This window comes from Pedobacter sp. MC2016-24, from assembly GCF_015223055.1.
Taxonomy (GTDB): domain Bacteria; phylum Bacteroidota; class Bacteroidia; order Sphingobacteriales; family Sphingobacteriaceae; genus Pedobacter.
Map to the genome: position 1 here is coordinate 20,773 of NZ_JADFBX010000012.1, position 16,342 is coordinate 37,114.

The following is a 16,342-nucleotide window of genomic DNA, read 5'->3' on the forward strand; positions in this document are numbered from 1 at the left end:
TTAAGTAAAGAAAAAATCTATGAATAAAATAATTTTGGTCTTGTTACTAGTAACAACTGTCTCAATTTCGATTACTCACGCACAAGATATTGTTGGTGATTGGAATGGTACAATAAAAACGGAAAGCTTTCAATTGGGCTTTTCATTTCAGATAGAAAAAAAATCCGAAAGTTATATTTCTAGAATGGATATCCCTAAACAAGGCGTTAAGGGAATAGCTATAAAAAAGACGACCTTTGAAGATTCTACGCTTAGGTTTGATGCTTCGGATTTAGGGATTTTATACGAAGGTATTTTTAAAGGAAATAAAATTATTGGCAAGTTTGTGCAGGGAGGGAAATCATATGATATGGATTTGTCAAGAGGAGCTCTTTTAGAACAACGCCGATCACAAGAGCCAATTAAGCCATATAGAGGTTTTTCTCAAGATGTGTTTTTTAGAAATGAAAAGGATTCGATTACCTTAGCTGGGACCCTTTCTTTGCCCAGCAAAAACGGGAATTTTCCTGTAGTTATTTTGATTAGCGGCAGCGGGCCACAAAATAGAGATGGCGAAATAATGGGGCATAAGCCTTTTCTGGTAATAGCAGATTATCTAGTTCAAAATGGGATTGGAGTTTTACGATTTGATGATAGAGGTGTCTTCAAATCGGAAGGCAATTTTTTAACTGCAACAACTAACGATTTTGCCACGGATGTTGTTGCTGCAATAGCATATTTAAAGACAAATGCTGGAGTCGATAAAAACAGAATTGGATTAGTTGGACATAGTGAAGGTGGCATCATCGCTTCATTAATAGCCGCGAACAGCAAAGATATAAATTTGGTGATTTTGCTTGCCAGTTCTGGTCTTTCTGGTGACCAACTTTTATTGTTACAAAAAAGGAAAATGATGGAGGCCGTTGCCATAAATGCTAACGACATTAGAAAATCGACGGATTTTATAGAAGGGGCATATCGAATCATTAAAGCAAGCAGTACCTCCGAAGTGGCCAAAGCTAAATTAAGCGAGTATATGGCTTTGGTTTGGAATGACATTCCTTCTTTTGAGAAGGGCACGATGAGCATGCAAGAATACAGTAGCTTTTTTGTCAAACAGTTAACAGGCAAATGGCTCTATTCTTTTATTAAGCTTGATCCTTCTATTGCCCTTAAAAAAATTAAATGTCCGGTACTAGCAATTAATGGTGGTAATGATTTGCAAGTCCCACCCAAGGAAAATTTGAAAGCGATAAAGGATGCATTAACAATTGCTAAAAATCGGAATTTTAATATTTTGGAAATTCCTCATTTAAACCATCTTTTTCAGGAGAGCGTGACTGGTTTACCTGATGAATATGGTACAATTGATCAGACATTCTCTCCGATTGTACTTAATGAATTAAAATTATGGATTGAAAAGAATGGACCAAGAGTTTCGCATCCATCTTCGAAAAACTATAAATAACAATTGGGTGGCTCAGCAGGAAGAACTTCTATTTTATTTTTAGCTGTTTTAATCCATTCTGACACCAGGGGCCAGCCTGGGTCATCTGTATTAACGAGTTCCTCAAATGATTTCATATTGGATTGACATAGTGCTGTTGAGTAGTAGGATAAACCACTTTTTTCCAAGATCAAATGGTATTACAAATTATATGCTAACTTGCCAATATCCTGTTTTGTCTGATCCAACTCTACTAATACGGCCTTGTTCCTTTAATTTATCAAGGTCACGGATCAAGGTTCTCCTGCTTACATCAATTGTCTTTGCCAAATCATCAATTGACACGTGATTATTTTTGAAAATCTCCTCTAAAATCACGCTTAATCTATCCTTATTTACAGTGTCATTTAGAGTGCCATTTACAGTGTCATTTACAGTGTCACTTGGAATAAGGGTTGATGTTTTCTGCGCTTTATATGCCAGTTCAGTAACAAAACCGCCAACTTGTTCCTGATACTTAAAAGTCATAGTAGGGTATTGCTTTATCTCTTTACGAACCCTGAAAAAACCAGTTCCATATTTCTCTATATCTTTAGTTAGATAAAATGCTTCAGCGATTAGCTTGTTCCGCAATTTAGAGGTATATGCATCCTTTTTTAAATCTTCAATAGAAATATCTCCATACAATTTGCCTGGGTTGTAAAAGGTAATTGATTGATCAAATATCTTAATTTGTATATCAGATGGGCTTAAAAAATCGCGATGGATAACGCTATTCAAAACCAGCTCACGAATTGCAGCGATGGGGTATTCAAATATTTCTGTTCTTTGGGTGGTAACTCCAGTGATTTCAAATGCTACTTTTAAATGGGAATTGATAAACTTAAGGGTTTCGTCAACCACATCGAATAGATTTCCGCGTATCATTCGCTCGTCAATGATGAATGAAGGTGTTTTAAACCTGCCTACGTGAACATTATAAAAGAGATTTTCTTTAGAGAACAAGATCATTGCTGCATTGGTGACTTCGCCGGCCTTAACCATTTTCAAAATCGTCAAGGCCTCATAGGGATCATCTGGCAAAACAAAACGACCGCCATCGTTAACTTTACGCATAAACAAACGGATTTTATCAACGTTTAAATCCTCAAAAAGTGCCTTGTTGTAGGGATATGAATCCCATGAGAGTTGCAACGATTGCATATACATGTCATTAATCTCCGAGGTGTTTAGTTGGTGATTAGAATTTTTTACGCGTTTAAAATACCTGCCTCTAAAAGATACTGGTTTAATCGGAAACTCTTTAATGGACAGCTCCGCTACATTTGAATCGTTATATGTTATGATTTCTGCATCTGGAATTATGCTCGGCTGTGTTTTATTTTTTATCTCGTTGAGCCAGGTTTGGATACTTTCCGTTCCAATTGTAAATCCTTTCAAAGGCGTACCCTGATCATCAATTCCAATTAAGACCTTACCTCCTTTTGTATTTGCAAAGGCCACGAGCGTTTCAATAGCTTTTTCCGTAAAACTACTTTTGAATTCTGTAACGGCATCTTCTTTTAGCGGTGCTTTCATTCGCAATTCATTTAAAAAAACTACATTTCAAGCAAACCTATATAAACTTTATTTAATAACCAAAAAGATAAATATTTAATTTAAAAATACAATTGGTGATTTTAAACTAAAATATTGTAAGATTTTACAAATATTTGTGCCGTTTCTAAATTTATTGTGAAATAGCCGATAACAAGAATAGCCTTGGCATTGCCAAGGCTATTCTTGTTATCGGGAGAGGATGTTTACAACTTATCAACCACACTTCTAAGCTCCGTTTCAAGTTGGGCCACCTTCTGTTCCAATCGTATATTACTCTCTTTAAGATCAGATATATAAATTTTATACCCTGCAGCCAGCTCATTTTTTAGTGTAACACTTCTTTCTCCAGGTAATACGTTTTGGGAATTGTTGAATACCTGAACAATTTGATGGAATATGAGCGGCCGGATAAGGAAGGAATTTCTACAGCCAGGTCTTTCAACTGCATGATCACTGAGCTTGCCCCACTAGAGGAGGCAATTGCTTGTTATGTGGCCAATGCCGCTGTTAAAATGCGGGGACAGCAATCTGTTGCAGCGAAACTCATGGTCTTTGCGCAAACCAGCCAGTTTGTGGAACCCTCAGAACGTTATGCGAAGGAGACAGTAATCTGGTTGACAAGCCCGACTAACGATACAGCTACCTTAATTAAGGAGGCGGTCAAAGGATTGCGTAGAATTTATATTAAGGGCTACCGTTACCAAAAAGTAGGAGTAGAGCTACGAGACTTACGGCGGGACAGTCAGATACAGTCCGCCATTTTTGAGCCCCTAGCCATGGCAAAGAGAAAGAAAATACAGCAGGCCCTTCAGGCAACGGATCAGCTGAACAAATCTTATGGCCGGGATACCATTCGTTATGCCACTATGGGTTACGAAAAAAAATGGGCGATGCGTCAGGAATTTCTATCCCGAAGGTATACCACCAGAATTGAAGATGTCATTATTGTAAACGCCAAATAAATTAGTCGTTAGACCAACAGAACCTACACACGGCCTAAGTTATCGGGATCAGCAACGAGGCGATAATAAAAGATTAATGCCCATAGTAAAGGCGTTAATTTAGATAAGCGGTGAGTGGTCGGAGGATCATCCACCGCTTCTTTTTTATGTTATCTGGCTTTTGTTGGATTGATAGTTTGGGTTATAAACGGTATGATTTGTCTATTATAAGTATATTAAAAAGCGCGGACAAAGTAAGTTGTAATGGTAGTCTGGAAAAGAGATTCATATTGCGCTAATTGTTGTTATATGAAGATATAAATAAAATCAAATAGACTTTTTTTTATATCATTACGTCCTAAACCAAATATACAAATGAAAAGATCAGAAAAACTTACTGTTATAGGTTGTGGTACTATGGGGCACTCCATCGTACTTAATGCAGCATGGGCGGGTTTGCCAGTTACGATGTATGGACTGAATGCTGAAGAAACCACAACAGGATTGGCAGGGATTATGGCCAAGCTGGATGTTTTGGTAAATGGGGAGCTTATAAAACAAGCAGAAATACCATCAATTATGCAAAGGATCACCACAAGCTATACGCTTAATGAAGCCGTATCAAACACTTCTTTTATCATAGAAGCTATCCCTGAAAATTTGCAGCTTAAACAGGAACTCTTCAAATCGCTGGAGAACGTTTGCGGAGCAGATGTTGTTTTTGCAAGCAATACATCAGGACTAGTTCCCTCACAAATTGCAGAAGGCCTGGTTCATTCAGAACGTTTTATTGTATTGCATTTCTGGAATCCTGCACACCTTGTTCCCTTAGTAGAAGTGGTTGGCGCTGCAAATACCAGTGATGTTACCAGACAACGATCTATAGATTTACTACAGCAAATGCGTAAAAAACCAGTAGTCGTTAAAAAAGAGATCATGGGATTTATTGGAAATCGACTTCAGGCAGCACTTTTACGTGAAGCATTACATCTTTTGGAACAATGCGTAGCCAGTAAAGAGGATATAGATGCTGCAGTTACCTATAGCATTGGACGTAGACTGCCAGTTACGGGCCCCCTGGCTTCGGCTGATATGGGCGGATTAGATGTATTTGCAGCCATTTCTGATTATCTATTTAAAGATTTGTCAAATGCCAGTGAGGCACCTCAGATATTAAAAAATTTAGTGGCTGAAAATAGGCTGGGCCAAAAAACTAAACAAGGATTTTATCCCTGGGACAACGAATTTACCGAAAGCATGAATCGTAAAAGAGAGTTGGCACTAATCGGATTTCTAAAGCAGGACCAGCAAGCATAAACCTGTGTAATTCTAAACATTTTTGAGAAATTCTTTTTTATAAGCCTTTGCACTGGAACCAGTAATCAGTTTAAATTGTCTGTTGAAATGTGATACATTATTGTATCCGGTTTTGTAGCAAACATTTGATATCGCCATATCGGTGTTGATCAATAGCTTACAAGCATGTGTAATTCTGATCTCATTTAAAAACTGAGAACATGTTTTATGAGTTCTTGATTTAAAATACCGGCAAAATGACGACTTGTTCATGCTAGCCAGACTTGCTAACTGATCAAGACTGACCTCAGTCGCATAATTTTGCATTAAAAAATCGATGACTAAGTTGATCCTTTCGGTTTCTGTATTGTTATTCGACTCAGCGTAGGCATGACTGGATAGCAGTTCATATTCTTTAGCATTGGCAAATGCGTCAAGCGTATGAAGGAATGTGATCAACCGTTCAAATCCTGAAGTATGATAAACTTTTCTGATTAAACTGGCAATAACCTCATGATCCTTCCCTTTGATCAGAATCCCTTGCTTGCCCAAAGCAAAGAGCTTTTTTACATGGGTAAGTTCAGCCAGGTTGAAGAAACCATCGCAAAGTGCATCTTCTCTAAAATGAATTACAAATACATCAACGTTTAGATCCTTGTTGCCCTGATAGTATTCCTTATCATTCTTCCACACATGGGGAAGATTGGAACTGATAAAAACCAGGTCGCCATCATTAAAATGTCCAACGTGGTTTCCCATTAGGCGGATACCTCTGCTCTTTTCAACCAGAATAATTTCATATTCCGGATGATAGTGCAAAGGATAGTCCATATAAGGGGTGATTTCTCTTTTTACAGCAAGAGAAGAAAGTAGGTTAGAGGAAATCTTTTCAAGTTTCGGTTGCATGGAATGCGTGTTTATTGCGTTACAAATTACACATTCATCTATTAATTTGCAAATACAGTGTCATTATTGGTTTATATGGTAGTTTTTGCAAGCTCTTTTTAAAGATAATTTTGATATACCAAATATGGAATCAACATCCAGCTAATGAACATTCATGGGTTAACCATCAAAAAATATAATTAATGAAATTATTTAAAACTTCCGCCTGTAAATGGCTTAATGTGCTGATAGCTGGTAATATGCTACTGTTTGTGCCCAGCTCAGATCTCCTTGCCCAGCACAAAGAAATAAAGGATACCCGTTATGCACAGGTACAGCTACCTGGTCAGGAAAATAATAGGATGAAAACAGCCTGGCCATCTGTAGCATGCTGGTTCTGGATGGATGAAGAGTTTGCTCCTGAAGGATACAAACGCTTTATTGATCTATATGAAAAGCATTCGCATGTAGGACTCATTACTGCCAGCATTCGTTTTCCTGGCGAACTTACTGATCCGGCAGTACATCAGCAAATCAAAAAAGCTGCTGAATATTCACATCGCAAGGGTATGGGATTGATTATGGATCTGGATGTGCGTTTAGCAAGGGAGAAATTTAAAAGCACTTATCCAGACGAACTGCAGGAGATCCTGCTGCTCAAAGAAATTCAGCTTAAAGAAAACGAAAGTACAGGCATTTCAGTAAAGTCGCCCGCTTTTGACGATCACTATACCTATGGTCGCAATCCTTATGCGCCCTTAAATAGCAAACTGCTGCGTGTATATGCTTATGAAAAAGAAAATGGCCTGATTAAATCAGGTACAGTGACAGACATTACAGGAAATAGCACCGCATCCGGCGATCAGCATGAATTAAAAATATCGATTGATCTACAGGGAAAAAGACTGACTGCCTGTGTTCTGGTCGCTGTAACCATACATACACCAGACGTATTTGCACCACACCTGCTTTCCTATCAGCGGGAAATACTCCATCAATACGCAGATACAAAGCTGGCCGGCGCAGCTAAAGACGAATGGGGCTTTCCCGGAAGGATTGCGCCTCCATCTAACGAATTGTGGTATTCTGCCGCCATGGCAAAAGTATATCAAAAAAGGCGTCCTGGCCATGACCTGCTCAAAGACATGCTTTTAATGGCCTGGGGCGAGCAGGGGAAAGAAACTGAAAGATCCGTTGCCATCAATCACTACATGGAAATGAATTTTCTTCGCAATGCGGAGATAGAGACGGATTATTACCAGGCCATCAAAGAAACATTTGGAGCCACTGCAGTGTCGGCAACACATCCCACCTGGTTTCCATATCCAGATTCCAGTGAGGTTTTTAAAAATGGTTTAAGCTGGTGGCGTGCCAAACGCGATCTGGCTCAGACAGATGAGGCCACCCCGTATAGCGTGCGCACTGCATTAACAAAAAAATGGCAGAGTCCGCTATGGTATAACATGTTCTACAGTGCAGAATTAGCAACCTACTCCAAAGATCTATGGGTCGCGGTGCTGGGAGGCGGTCGTCTAAATTATCACCCACCTTTCCCAACACCAATGAAAATTATCGATTCTTCTATCGATTTACTTAAAGGGAGGCTCATGACAGCAGAGTCGAGGATCCAAATGCTCAATTACATCTCCGCTTCGCCTGTCGATTGTCGCGTAGCCGTGGTATTTGGACATCCATCTGCATTAAACTGGTCTACAAAAAAAGGGTTCGCCGATGCCGGGGTTAAGGTTACCGATCAATTATGGAAATCCGGTTACTATGCTGATCTCATTCCAAGCAGTGAAATTGTAAATGGCGCTTTAAAAATAGGTGTTAATGGCAAAATACAATATGGTCCGCAGCAATACGACGCGGTGTTGTACTATGGTCCGGAAAATGACCATTCCAGCGTAGCTTCTTTTTTCAGAAAAGCAGCGGCAGCAACCAAAACTGCATTGTTCAGGACGGGCAGACAAACCATGGATTTTAATGGAAATAAGGTAGATGATGGCAAATACTTTCCAAAATCAATGCAATATGGTGATGAAAATAATTCGGTCAATCGGATCATCAGTCTGCTCAAAGCAAAAAACACACCCATCCAAACGCCAGCTGTCATGCGCGGAATGGGCGCCTTTGCGCCATCTATGATGCCGCAAACACATGGCATGGTCAAACTCATTGATGGCACTGTAATTATAGCCTCAGGAGAAAAAGAGGTAACAGGTGATCCTATTCAGATGAGTATCCAGATTCATGGTAAAAAAGTAAATATTGATGCGATTGGAATAGCTGGCATCCGGCTTAACAAATCGGGACTGCCTGAAGCATTGGCCTTTGGCGGACTAAAATCATTCAGTACAGGGACATTTGAACTTGAACTTCCAGAACGGATGGACATAGCGTTGGTTAAAGAAAATGGCTTGTGGAAGGGAATCATGCAAGGAAGCAGCGCTACTATCCCCGAAAGTTTATTGCGCATCACAAAGAACTGGACCTATATACCTGCGGTAGCTTCCCTGGTAGTCAACTAATCAATCTATATCAACCGAACCGTAAGCAATTATATAATTTAAGTATGAAACAAACAGAACAGGATCAGAAAAGAAGCCTCTTTTATATTTATGGGATAACCCTTGTAGCTTCTGTAGGTGGTTTTTTATTCGGCTATGATCTCGTGATCATTTCTGGTGCCCTATTATTTATCGAAGATGCATTTAAGCTTAGCGCTACAATGAAAGGTTTTGCCGTAAGTAGTGCGGTATTGGGCGCAATTACAGGACCGTTAATCGGACTATGGTTCGCAGATAAGATCGGTCGGCGTAAAACAATGATGCTGGCCGCATTATTTTTTATGATTTCAACAATCGGATGTGCTGTAGCCTCCTCCATAGAAATACTTTGTTTCTGGCGTTTCTGGGGCGGAATTGGTATAGGACTCGCCATGATGTCTTCGCCAATTTATATTGCCGAATTGTCCCCGGCACACATGCGTGGGCGCCTGGTTAATGTAAACCAGTTGTCTAACGTAATCGGCATTAACCTGGCTGTTATTGTCAGTTATTTCCTTTCCTTTTCAGGTGATTGGAGGTTGATGTTTGCTTCTCAGGCAGTTCCCGTTATTTTTCTGATCATTGGTTTGCTGCTGATTCCTGAAAGCCCACGCTGGCTTGCTGAGAAAGGGAGAATTGCTGAAGCCCTTAAGATTCTGACCAAGATTAACGGCAAAGAAAAGGCGGAAATTGAGCTCAAAGAAATTGAGGACAAACTGCATGAGGAATCGGGAAAATTCAGTGAATTGTTCCTGCCGGGAATGAAAACTGCCCTGTTTATAGCCATTGTCCTAATGATATTTTCACAAATCAATGGCGTAAATATGATTCTATTGTATGCGCCTACCATTTTAAAGGAAGCTGGGATCAGTATTGGTTCAAATGCCATTCTGAGTTCCATCCCGATTTATCTGTTTATTTTCATCTGCACATTCATTGCCTTTCCCCTGATCAATAAATTTAGCAGGCGCGGATTGCTGATCTGTAGTGTTTCGGGCATGGCACTTGGGCACTTGATTATGGCCATGGTGCTTTACTGGAACCTGCCACCTTTGGCTACGTTAATTCCGATGCTTATCGGAACAGGGGCCTTTACACTTGGTTTTGCTCCATTGAGCTGGGTTATTGTATCCGAAATATTTCCAAACCGCATACGCAGTAAGGCACTGGCCATTGTCTGTTTCTTTTTATACGCTTCTTCTTTCCTCATCGCCCAGGTATTCCCCATGCTTACGCAATGGTTCCACCATCAGTATAACAATACTGCTGGTATGTACCTGCTGTTTGCTGGTGTATGTACAGCCTGTGCCATATTCAGCTGGAAAATGGTGCCGGAAACCAAAGGATTAAGTCTTGAAAAAATCGGCGATTTCTGGAAGCAGAGCTTAAAAAAATAGTAACCACTAACATTAGACCTTAATAAAAGATCATGAATAAAACAATGAGAAAGGCTGCATTTGTCAGCTTCGGGGAGATCAATTCTCCGAAAGCGTTAATAGAAGAAATGGCCTCAAAAGCCATTCAGGAAATTGGTTCGCTTGGGATGAACCTGTTGATTGTAGACACCGTTACAGATGACGAAAAAGGAGCGGATATCAAAAAGGCTTTGACCACGTTAAAGGCGGCAGACTTTGATTTGCTGATCGTTTGTATTGCGGGCTGGATTCCTTCGCATGCGGTCATAGCCATCACTGACGAATACAAAGACAAACCGATGATTTTATGGGGGCTTGCCGGCGATATGAACAACGGACGTATTGTAACTACAGCTGCACAGGCAGGTACCACTGCATTGCGCAAAGTATTTGAGGATTTGGGCTACAAATTCAGATACGTATACAACATCATCGGAAAACCAGCGCCACTGGATAAAATAAAGGCATTTGCATCGGCCGCATTTGCCGCCAAAAGCATGCAGCACACCAGGGTAGGCATGATGGGCTATCGTGACATGAAATTATACAATACATTGTACGAAGGAATTTCTTTAAAATCGCTTATAGGTACAGAGATAGATTTCTTTGAAATGCTGGAGATGCTTCAGCTCAGCGAGCAAATTGAAGATGCTGAAATCGAAAAAGTACTGGAAGGAATTAAAAGAAACTGGGATTTTGCGAAACCTGTTGATGGTGATTTTCTTAAAAAAGGAATCCGATATTTTTTATCCATCAAAAAAATAGCTGAAGAAAATGGATTTGATGCCGTATCCTTAAAGGATGTAGACGGGATGAAAAAAATATTAAGTTTCCCTCCGGCACTTATTTTCATGCTGCTTTCGGATGAAATGAATTTATGTACCATCCCTGAAAATGATGCGATGGGCGCGGTTACGCAACTTGTTGTTAAACACCTTACCGGACAATGCGCAGCATACCTCGAATTCTATGAATTTTTTGAAACCAGCGTTTTGATTGGTGTTCCTGATTATGTGCCTAAAGAGGTTGTAGACGGGAAGATAAAGGTAACTTCAGCAGCATTTGGACAGATCAGTGGCGGAATGCTGAACATATCTACCATGAAAATAGGTCAGCTTACACTGGCCAGACTTTCAAATACCGGAGGTCGGTATACCATGCACATGACCACCGGCATGGCAACTTTAAGGGCTTGGGAAGAAGCTGGCTGGGATCAACCCGCACCACAATTACCAAGTCTGGAGGTGGAACTTGATGTACCGGTAGAAGAATTTACACAAAATATATCCGGACAGCATTACATCATTGCCTATGGTGATCATCTGCGAACCTTAAGTGATTTCTGTTACCTGAAAAACATAGCTGTAATCGTATGAACAAAGAGAAAGAACTGGATGTAATGGTGGCCGGCTATTTAGGAATTGATTTAATCCCTGATTTTAAAAAGACGCAACAGAACGTACCGCTTCATGATTTATTGAAACCTGGTAAACTCACAGAAATAGACGGTTTGCAACTGTCCCTGGGTGGTGTGGTGGCAAATACTGGAATTGCCCTCAAAAAATTCAACAAGCGGGTGTACCTCAATGGCCTTACAGGAAATGATTTTATGGGTAGAATTATTCAGGACTGGTTAGAACGCTATCAAATCGCTACCGGGATCAAAATGTTACCTCATGCTTCAACCGCTTTTGGGATCGTGATAGCCCCTCCCGGGGTAGACCGGATATTCCTGGAATCGCCGGGCTGCAATGAAATATTCAGCAAGAGTGACATTGACTTTAAAGTCATGCAACAAAGTAAAATTTTTCATTTCGGGTATCCGCCATTATTGAAAAACTTTTTTGTCAATAACGGGAACCAGTTGCACAGTCTGTTCTCCGAAGCTCAGCAATTGGGTGTGGTAACTTCACTTGACCTCAGTTTACCAGATCCGCAAAGCGAAGGCAGCCATTGCGACTGGCCTGCAATTATGAAAAAAGTACTCCCGTTTACAGACATTTTTGTTCCCAGTATTGAAGAGCTGCTTAACATCATGATGCCAGAGGAATATCACCGTATTGCTGCTGCAGCAGATGAAAATGACATGATAGATTTTATTCCTCTGGAAACCATACAAAGCTTAGGTAGCCAGATGATCAGCCTGGGGGTAAAAATCCTCTTGCTTAAAATGGCCCATCGTGGTGCTTATCTTTTCACTGGCGATGTTTCGGCTGTAAATGAAAAAGGTGATTTACAGCTGGACACCGAAAACTGGAATCACATCACGCTGCACTGTGATGCTTACCCGGTAGATCCCGATAGGTTCAAAAATGCATCTGGTGCAGGTGATACCGCAGCCGCTGCTTTCCTGACTGCAATTCTTGAAGGCGAAAGTGCCTTTCGGAGCTTACATTATGCATGTATTGCTGGAAGGAACAATCTTTATTGTAACGACATGTACCAGGAACTGGACAGCTGGGAATCCATGACCAATGAAATCAATATCACCGTATTTTAATTTATAACCCAATTCATATGATCACAACAGAACTCAATACCGTATCAAAAAACTGGTGGAAAGAAAGTGCCAAAGGCATTCCACACATGATTACAGAAACACCCGGACCTGTTTCAAGAAAAATGCATGCCAATGCATCAAAGTATATCAGTGGTTTAAGTACTCAGGTCAAACTATTCCCTGTTTGTTTTGAAGAAGGATCTGGAATCTCACTCACAGATTCGGATGGTAACCGTTACCTCGATTTCTCTTCTGGTATTTACGTAACATCCCTGGGCCACTGTCATCCTAAAATTTCAGAAGCCGTATCCTATTGGGCAAAAAAACTCATGAATATCCATGACTTTACCACGCCTGTGAAAGAAAAACTACTGGAAAAAATGGTTGATGTTTTACCTGCCGGATTAAACTCAATTCAGCTATTCAGTGATGGTACTTCCGCTGTTGAAGCAGGTATCCGTGCGGCAAGGGCTATTCAAAACAAACATGAATTCATTTCTTGTTTTAGAGATTTTCATGGCAAATCTATGGCAGCAGTAAGCTGCGGTCAGATGATCAGGGGTGATGTACATAGCTATGGACCTACACGTGCACCTGGATTTTATATGGTTCCCCGTCCTGATCCTTACAGACCACTGTGGAAAAAAGCAGATGGCACCATTGACACCGACATGTACATTAGTTTTTACGAACAGTTTATACAAGAATCTACTGTTGGAAACCTGGCGGCATTTATATTGGAGCCAGTTCAGGGCTGGGCGGGATCGATATTTCCACCAGACGATTTCTTTCCTAAACTGAGACAACTTTGTGATAAAAAAGGCGTGCTGCTTTTTGATGACGAGGTGCTTGCAGGGATGGGCAGAACGGGCGAATGGCTCACACTAAGTCACTGGGATGTAACGCCGGATATTGTAACCTTCGGCAAATCTTTTGGCAATGGATTTCCGGTTACTGCACTGGTAGTTAAAGAGGAATATGCCGATGCGCTGGATAAGATTTCCGGTTCTTCAAGTTACGGCGGTAACCCCATGGCATGCGCCGCAGCACTGGCTTCATTAGAGGTCATAGAAGAAGAAAATATCCTTGAAAATGTGCGTGTGGTTGGCGCAAAAATGATGCAGCGCATGGAAAAAATGAAGGCTGAACATCCCATTATCGGAGATGTTAAAGGGAAAGGGTTTTTATTGGGGATTGAGCTGGTGAAAGACAAAATTTCTAAAGAGCCATTTGAAGAGGCCGGTACACTGGTGTATCAAAAAGCATTTCGCAAAGGTCTGGCCTGGATACCTGCCGGACATATTTTACGCATGTCTCCTCCATTGATTATGGACGAAAAGTATGCCATGCTCGGGCTGGATATCATTGAAGAATCTATTGCCGAGGTAGAAAAGGAATTTGGTTATTCAAATTGACAATTGAACAAACATGACACTTACAAATCACAACATACAAATTGGCTGGGCAACGGCAGACATCACACCAGCAGGCCCTGCATCTTTATTCGGACAGTATTACGAAAGAATCTCAACCTATGTGGAAAGCCCACTTACGATTACCGTTTGTGCCATGGAATCTGATCAGGAACAAGCCATCATGGTATCCATGGATCTGCTTTGTTCCACCACAGCATTACAGGATGCACTCCGGGAAATCGTAGCGCCACTATTACCAGAACTTGATGTTAAAAAGTTATTTCTGTTTGCAACCCATACACATTCTGCACCTGAACCTGCAGAGGGAACCGCATATACCCAGATGCTGCTGGATAAAATAAGTATTGCCGTAATTGAGGCATGGAAAGCCCGAAAGCCAGCGGGTATTAGCCACAGCCTGGGTTATGCGGTAGTGGGGCACAACAGGAGGGTACAATATGCAAACGGTACTACTGAAATGTACGGTGCAACAGATCGAGCCGACTTTACAGGCATCGAAGGTGCTTCGGATAGCAGTGTAGATATGCTTTTCTGTTGGGATGCCGAGAAACAACTTACCGGAATTGTGCTGAATGTACCCTGCCCGTCCCAGGTTACTGAATCCAAATATTACGTTTCTGCAGATTACTGGAGCGAAGTCAGAAAACAACTGAAAGACCGTATTGCAGAAAACATATACCTTTTGCCACAGTGTGGCGCGGCTGGTGATATTTCACCCCGCGACCTGCCCCGGGGCTATCGTGCCGGAGAACCCAATATGTGGGATGTACCTGGCATGGTTGAAATCGGTAAACGACTGGCAACAGCAGTTGAAGAAAAATATCAGGAAGCAAGGCAGCACATTTGTACCACACCGGTATTTAAGCATCGGGTTGTAGACCTTAACATTCCCCTCAGAACAGTCAGTAAAAAGGAGTATGAAGCTGCTCTGGAAACCGTAAATGAGATCAATTCAAGGGAGCCGGAGGACAAAAGCTCACCCGATACCGCCTGGAATAGGTTTTTAACGGAAATGAAAGCCAATGAAAAGATCAAAGACTATGGCCCCTGGGATAATAAAAATACAGACTATGGCATCATTAGAAAAAAGGAAATCGCCATAAAGCAATACCTCGAACATCAGCCGGGATCTTTTTACAAAGCCGAATTGCACATCATCAGGCTTGGAGATATTGCCATCGCCTCGAACCCTTTTGAATTATTTGTGGATTACGGCTTTGCCATAAAAGGTCGTAGTAAGGCCCCGCAGACATTTGTAGTGCAATTGAGTTGTGATTATGCAGATTATCTCCCAACAGAAAGGGCTTTAGCCGGTGGTGGCTACAGCGCGATGGCCACTCCGGTTGGACACGATGGAGGTGCATTCCTGGTTGATGAAACAATTAACGAAATAAACAAGCTGTGGGAATAAGACCAGGCTTGAATTAACAAGTTCCTAATCAAAATAAAATGAAACAATTCAGACTAAACAGACTTTTCAATCCCATTTCAGGAAGATGTTTCGACGTAGCCGTTGATCATGGGTTTTTTAATGAATATGTTTTTCTTCAGGGAATAGAAAACATGCAAAAAGCGGTCAACATCATCATAGACGCTGCCCCAGATGCCATTCAACTTACGCCGGGACAACTTAAATACCTGCAAAGGACGCCCGGAAAAACAAAGCCTGCTCTGGTGTTGCGTACCGATGTGGCCAATGTGTATGGAAATGAGCTGCCTTCAACAGCCTTTAGTAAAATGATTGATCAGCCGATTCTTCAGGCTGTCAGGGCTGATGCAGCCTGTATATGCATCAATCTATTTAGCATTCCGGGCGCCCCGGAAGTCACCGCGCAATGCATTGACAACATCATTAAAATTAAAACCGAAGCCGACCATTATGGAATGCCTTTGATGATTGAACCACTCGTTTTCAGGCCAAATTCAGAAAAGGGAGGCTACCAGGTAGATGGCGACCTCAAAAAGATACTTCCATTGGTGAGACAGGCTGTGGAACTAGGTGCTGATATCATTAAGGCCGATCCCTGTGACGATGTCAATAAATATCACCGTGTCATCGAGATTGCTGGGGAAACGCCTGTGTTGGTTAGAGGTGGAGGAAGAGCCACAGATGAAGAGATACTTCAGCGTACTGCAATACTCATACAACAAGGCGTTTCGGGGATTGTGTATGGAAGAAATATCATCCAGCACGCCGATCCCGCAGGCATCACCAGGGTACTGATGGGGATGGTACATGAGCACAAATCATTCGAGGAAAGCATAGAAATGATGTCTATGAATCAGGGGTAAACA

Annotated in this window: 12 protein-coding genes; 10 read left to right on the forward strand and 2 right to left on the reverse strand. The window is 41.3% G+C overall.

Annotated elements, in window-relative coordinates; translation table 11 throughout:
- The first annotated feature begins 19 nt into the window (after positions 1 to 19).
- A complete protein-coding gene (locus IM797_RS21350; RefSeq protein ID WP_194129227.1) occupies positions 20 to 1,447 on the forward strand; it encodes a S9 family peptidase in 1,428 nt (475 codons plus the stop codon).
- Between the two features lie 186 nt (positions 1,448 to 1,633).
- Here IM797_RS21350 and IM797_RS21360 read toward each other — a convergent pair whose 3' ends face one another.
- The gene (locus tag IM797_RS21360; RefSeq protein ID WP_194129229.1) at positions 1,634 to 3,004 is read right to left on the reverse strand and encodes an RNA-binding domain-containing protein; all 1,371 of its coding nucleotides are present in this window, start codon (positions 3,002 to 3,004) and stop codon (positions 1,634 to 1,636) included.
- 380 nt (positions 3,005 to 3,384) lie between these two features.
- On the opposite strand from IM797_RS21360, the gene IM797_RS21365 reads away from it, so the two are divergent.
- Together IM797_RS21365 and IM797_RS21370 are read left to right on the forward strand one after the other, a co-directional pair.
- Positions 3,385 to 3,987, forward strand: coding sequence for a DUF4113 domain-containing protein (locus IM797_RS21365; RefSeq protein WP_194129230.1), 603 nt, complete (start codon positions 3,385 to 3,387; stop codon positions 3,985 to 3,987).
- A 354-nt stretch (positions 3,988 to 4,341) separates the two neighbouring features.
- Positions 4,342 to 5,283, forward strand: coding sequence for a 3-hydroxyacyl-CoA dehydrogenase family protein (locus tag IM797_RS21370; protein ID WP_194129231.1), 942 nt, complete (start codon positions 4,342 to 4,344; stop codon positions 5,281 to 5,283).
- Positions 5,284 to 5,295: 12 nt separating this feature from the next.
- On the opposite strand, the gene IM797_RS21375 is transcribed toward IM797_RS21370, so the two are convergent.
- Positions 5,296 to 6,168 carry an AraC family transcriptional regulator gene (locus IM797_RS21375; protein ID WP_194129232.1) on the reverse strand — a complete coding sequence of 291 codons (873 nt, stop codon included), beginning with the start codon at positions 6,166 to 6,168 and terminating at the stop codon, positions 5,296 to 5,298.
- Between the two features lie 182 nt (positions 6,169 to 6,350).
- On the opposite strand from IM797_RS21375, the gene IM797_RS21380 reads away from it, so the two are divergent.
- Genes IM797_RS21380 through IM797_RS21410 form a run of 7 tightly spaced genes read left to right on the forward strand, consistent with a single transcriptional unit; the run spans position 6,351 to position 16,339 of the window.
- Entirely contained in the window at positions 6,351 to 8,678 is a 2,328-nt protein-coding gene (locus tag IM797_RS21380) for a hypothetical protein (protein WP_194129233.1), read from the forward strand.
- Between the two features lie 44 nt (positions 8,679 to 8,722).
- Entirely contained in the window at positions 8,723 to 10,093 is a 1,371-nt protein-coding gene (locus IM797_RS21385) for a sugar porter family MFS transporter (protein ID WP_194129234.1), read from the forward strand.
- A 32-nt stretch (positions 10,094 to 10,125) separates the two neighbouring features.
- Positions 10,126 to 11,487, forward strand: a complete 1,362-nt coding sequence (locus IM797_RS21390) for a hypothetical protein (RefSeq protein WP_194129235.1) — start codon at positions 10,126 to 10,128, stop codon at positions 11,485 to 11,487.
- On the forward strand, positions 11,484 to 12,611 hold the full coding sequence (locus IM797_RS21395; protein WP_194129236.1) for a carbohydrate kinase family protein: 1,128 nt from the start codon (positions 11,484 to 11,486) through the stop codon (positions 12,609 to 12,611). The genes IM797_RS21390 and IM797_RS21395 overlap by 4 nt, the downstream gene beginning before the upstream one ends.
- 17 nt (positions 12,612 to 12,628) lie before the next feature.
- A complete protein-coding gene (locus tag IM797_RS21400) occupies positions 12,629 to 14,026 on the forward strand; it encodes an aspartate aminotransferase family protein (protein WP_194129237.1) in 1,398 nt (465 codons plus the stop codon).
- A 13-nt stretch (positions 14,027 to 14,039) separates the two neighbouring features.
- Complete coding sequence (locus IM797_RS21405; protein ID WP_194129238.1) at positions 14,040 to 15,458, forward strand: hypothetical protein; 1,419 nt, start codon at positions 14,040 to 14,042, stop codon at positions 15,456 to 15,458.
- Positions 15,459 to 15,496: 38 nt separating this feature from the next.
- Positions 15,497 to 16,339: a class I fructose-bisphosphate aldolase gene (locus IM797_RS21410; protein WP_194129239.1), complete on the forward strand. Its 843-nt coding sequence runs from the start codon at positions 15,497 to 15,499 to the stop codon at positions 16,337 to 16,339.
- Positions 16,340 to 16,342: the final 3 nt, after the last annotated feature.

Bases quoted from the DNA above. Each gene is read 5' to 3' on its own strand.
- IM797_RS21350 (WP_194129227.1), top strand. From the start codon at position 20: ATGAATAAAATAATTTTGGTCTTGTTACTAGTAACAACTGTCTCAATT.
- IM797_RS21360 (WP_194129229.1), bottom strand. From the start codon at position 3,004: ATGAAAGCACCGCTAAAAGAAGATGCCGTTACAGAATTCAAAAGTAGT.
- IM797_RS21370 (WP_194129231.1), top strand. From the start codon at position 4,342: ATGAAAAGATCAGAAAAACTTACTGTTATAGGTTGTGGTACTATGGGG.
- IM797_RS21375 (WP_194129232.1), bottom strand. From the start codon at position 6,168: ATGCAACCGAAACTTGAAAAGATTTCCTCTAACCTACTTTCTTCTCTT.
- IM797_RS21380 (WP_194129233.1), top strand. From the start codon at position 6,351: ATGAAATTATTTAAAACTTCCGCCTGTAAATGGCTTAATGTGCTGATA.
- IM797_RS21385 (WP_194129234.1), top strand. From the start codon at position 8,723: ATGAAACAAACAGAACAGGATCAGAAAAGAAGCCTCTTTTATATTTAT.
- IM797_RS21390 (WP_194129235.1), top strand. From the start codon at position 10,126: ATGAATAAAACAATGAGAAAGGCTGCATTTGTCAGCTTCGGGGAGATC.
- IM797_RS21395 (WP_194129236.1), top strand. From the start codon at position 11,484: ATGAACAAAGAGAAAGAACTGGATGTAATGGTGGCCGGCTATTTAGGA.
- IM797_RS21400 (WP_194129237.1), top strand. From the start codon at position 12,629: ATGATCACAACAGAACTCAATACCGTATCAAAAAACTGGTGGAAAGAA.
- IM797_RS21405 (WP_194129238.1), top strand. From the start codon at position 14,040: ATGACACTTACAAATCACAACATACAAATTGGCTGGGCAACGGCAGAC.
- IM797_RS21410 (WP_194129239.1), top strand. From the start codon at position 15,497: ATGAAACAATTCAGACTAAACAGACTTTTCAATCCCATTTCAGGAAGA.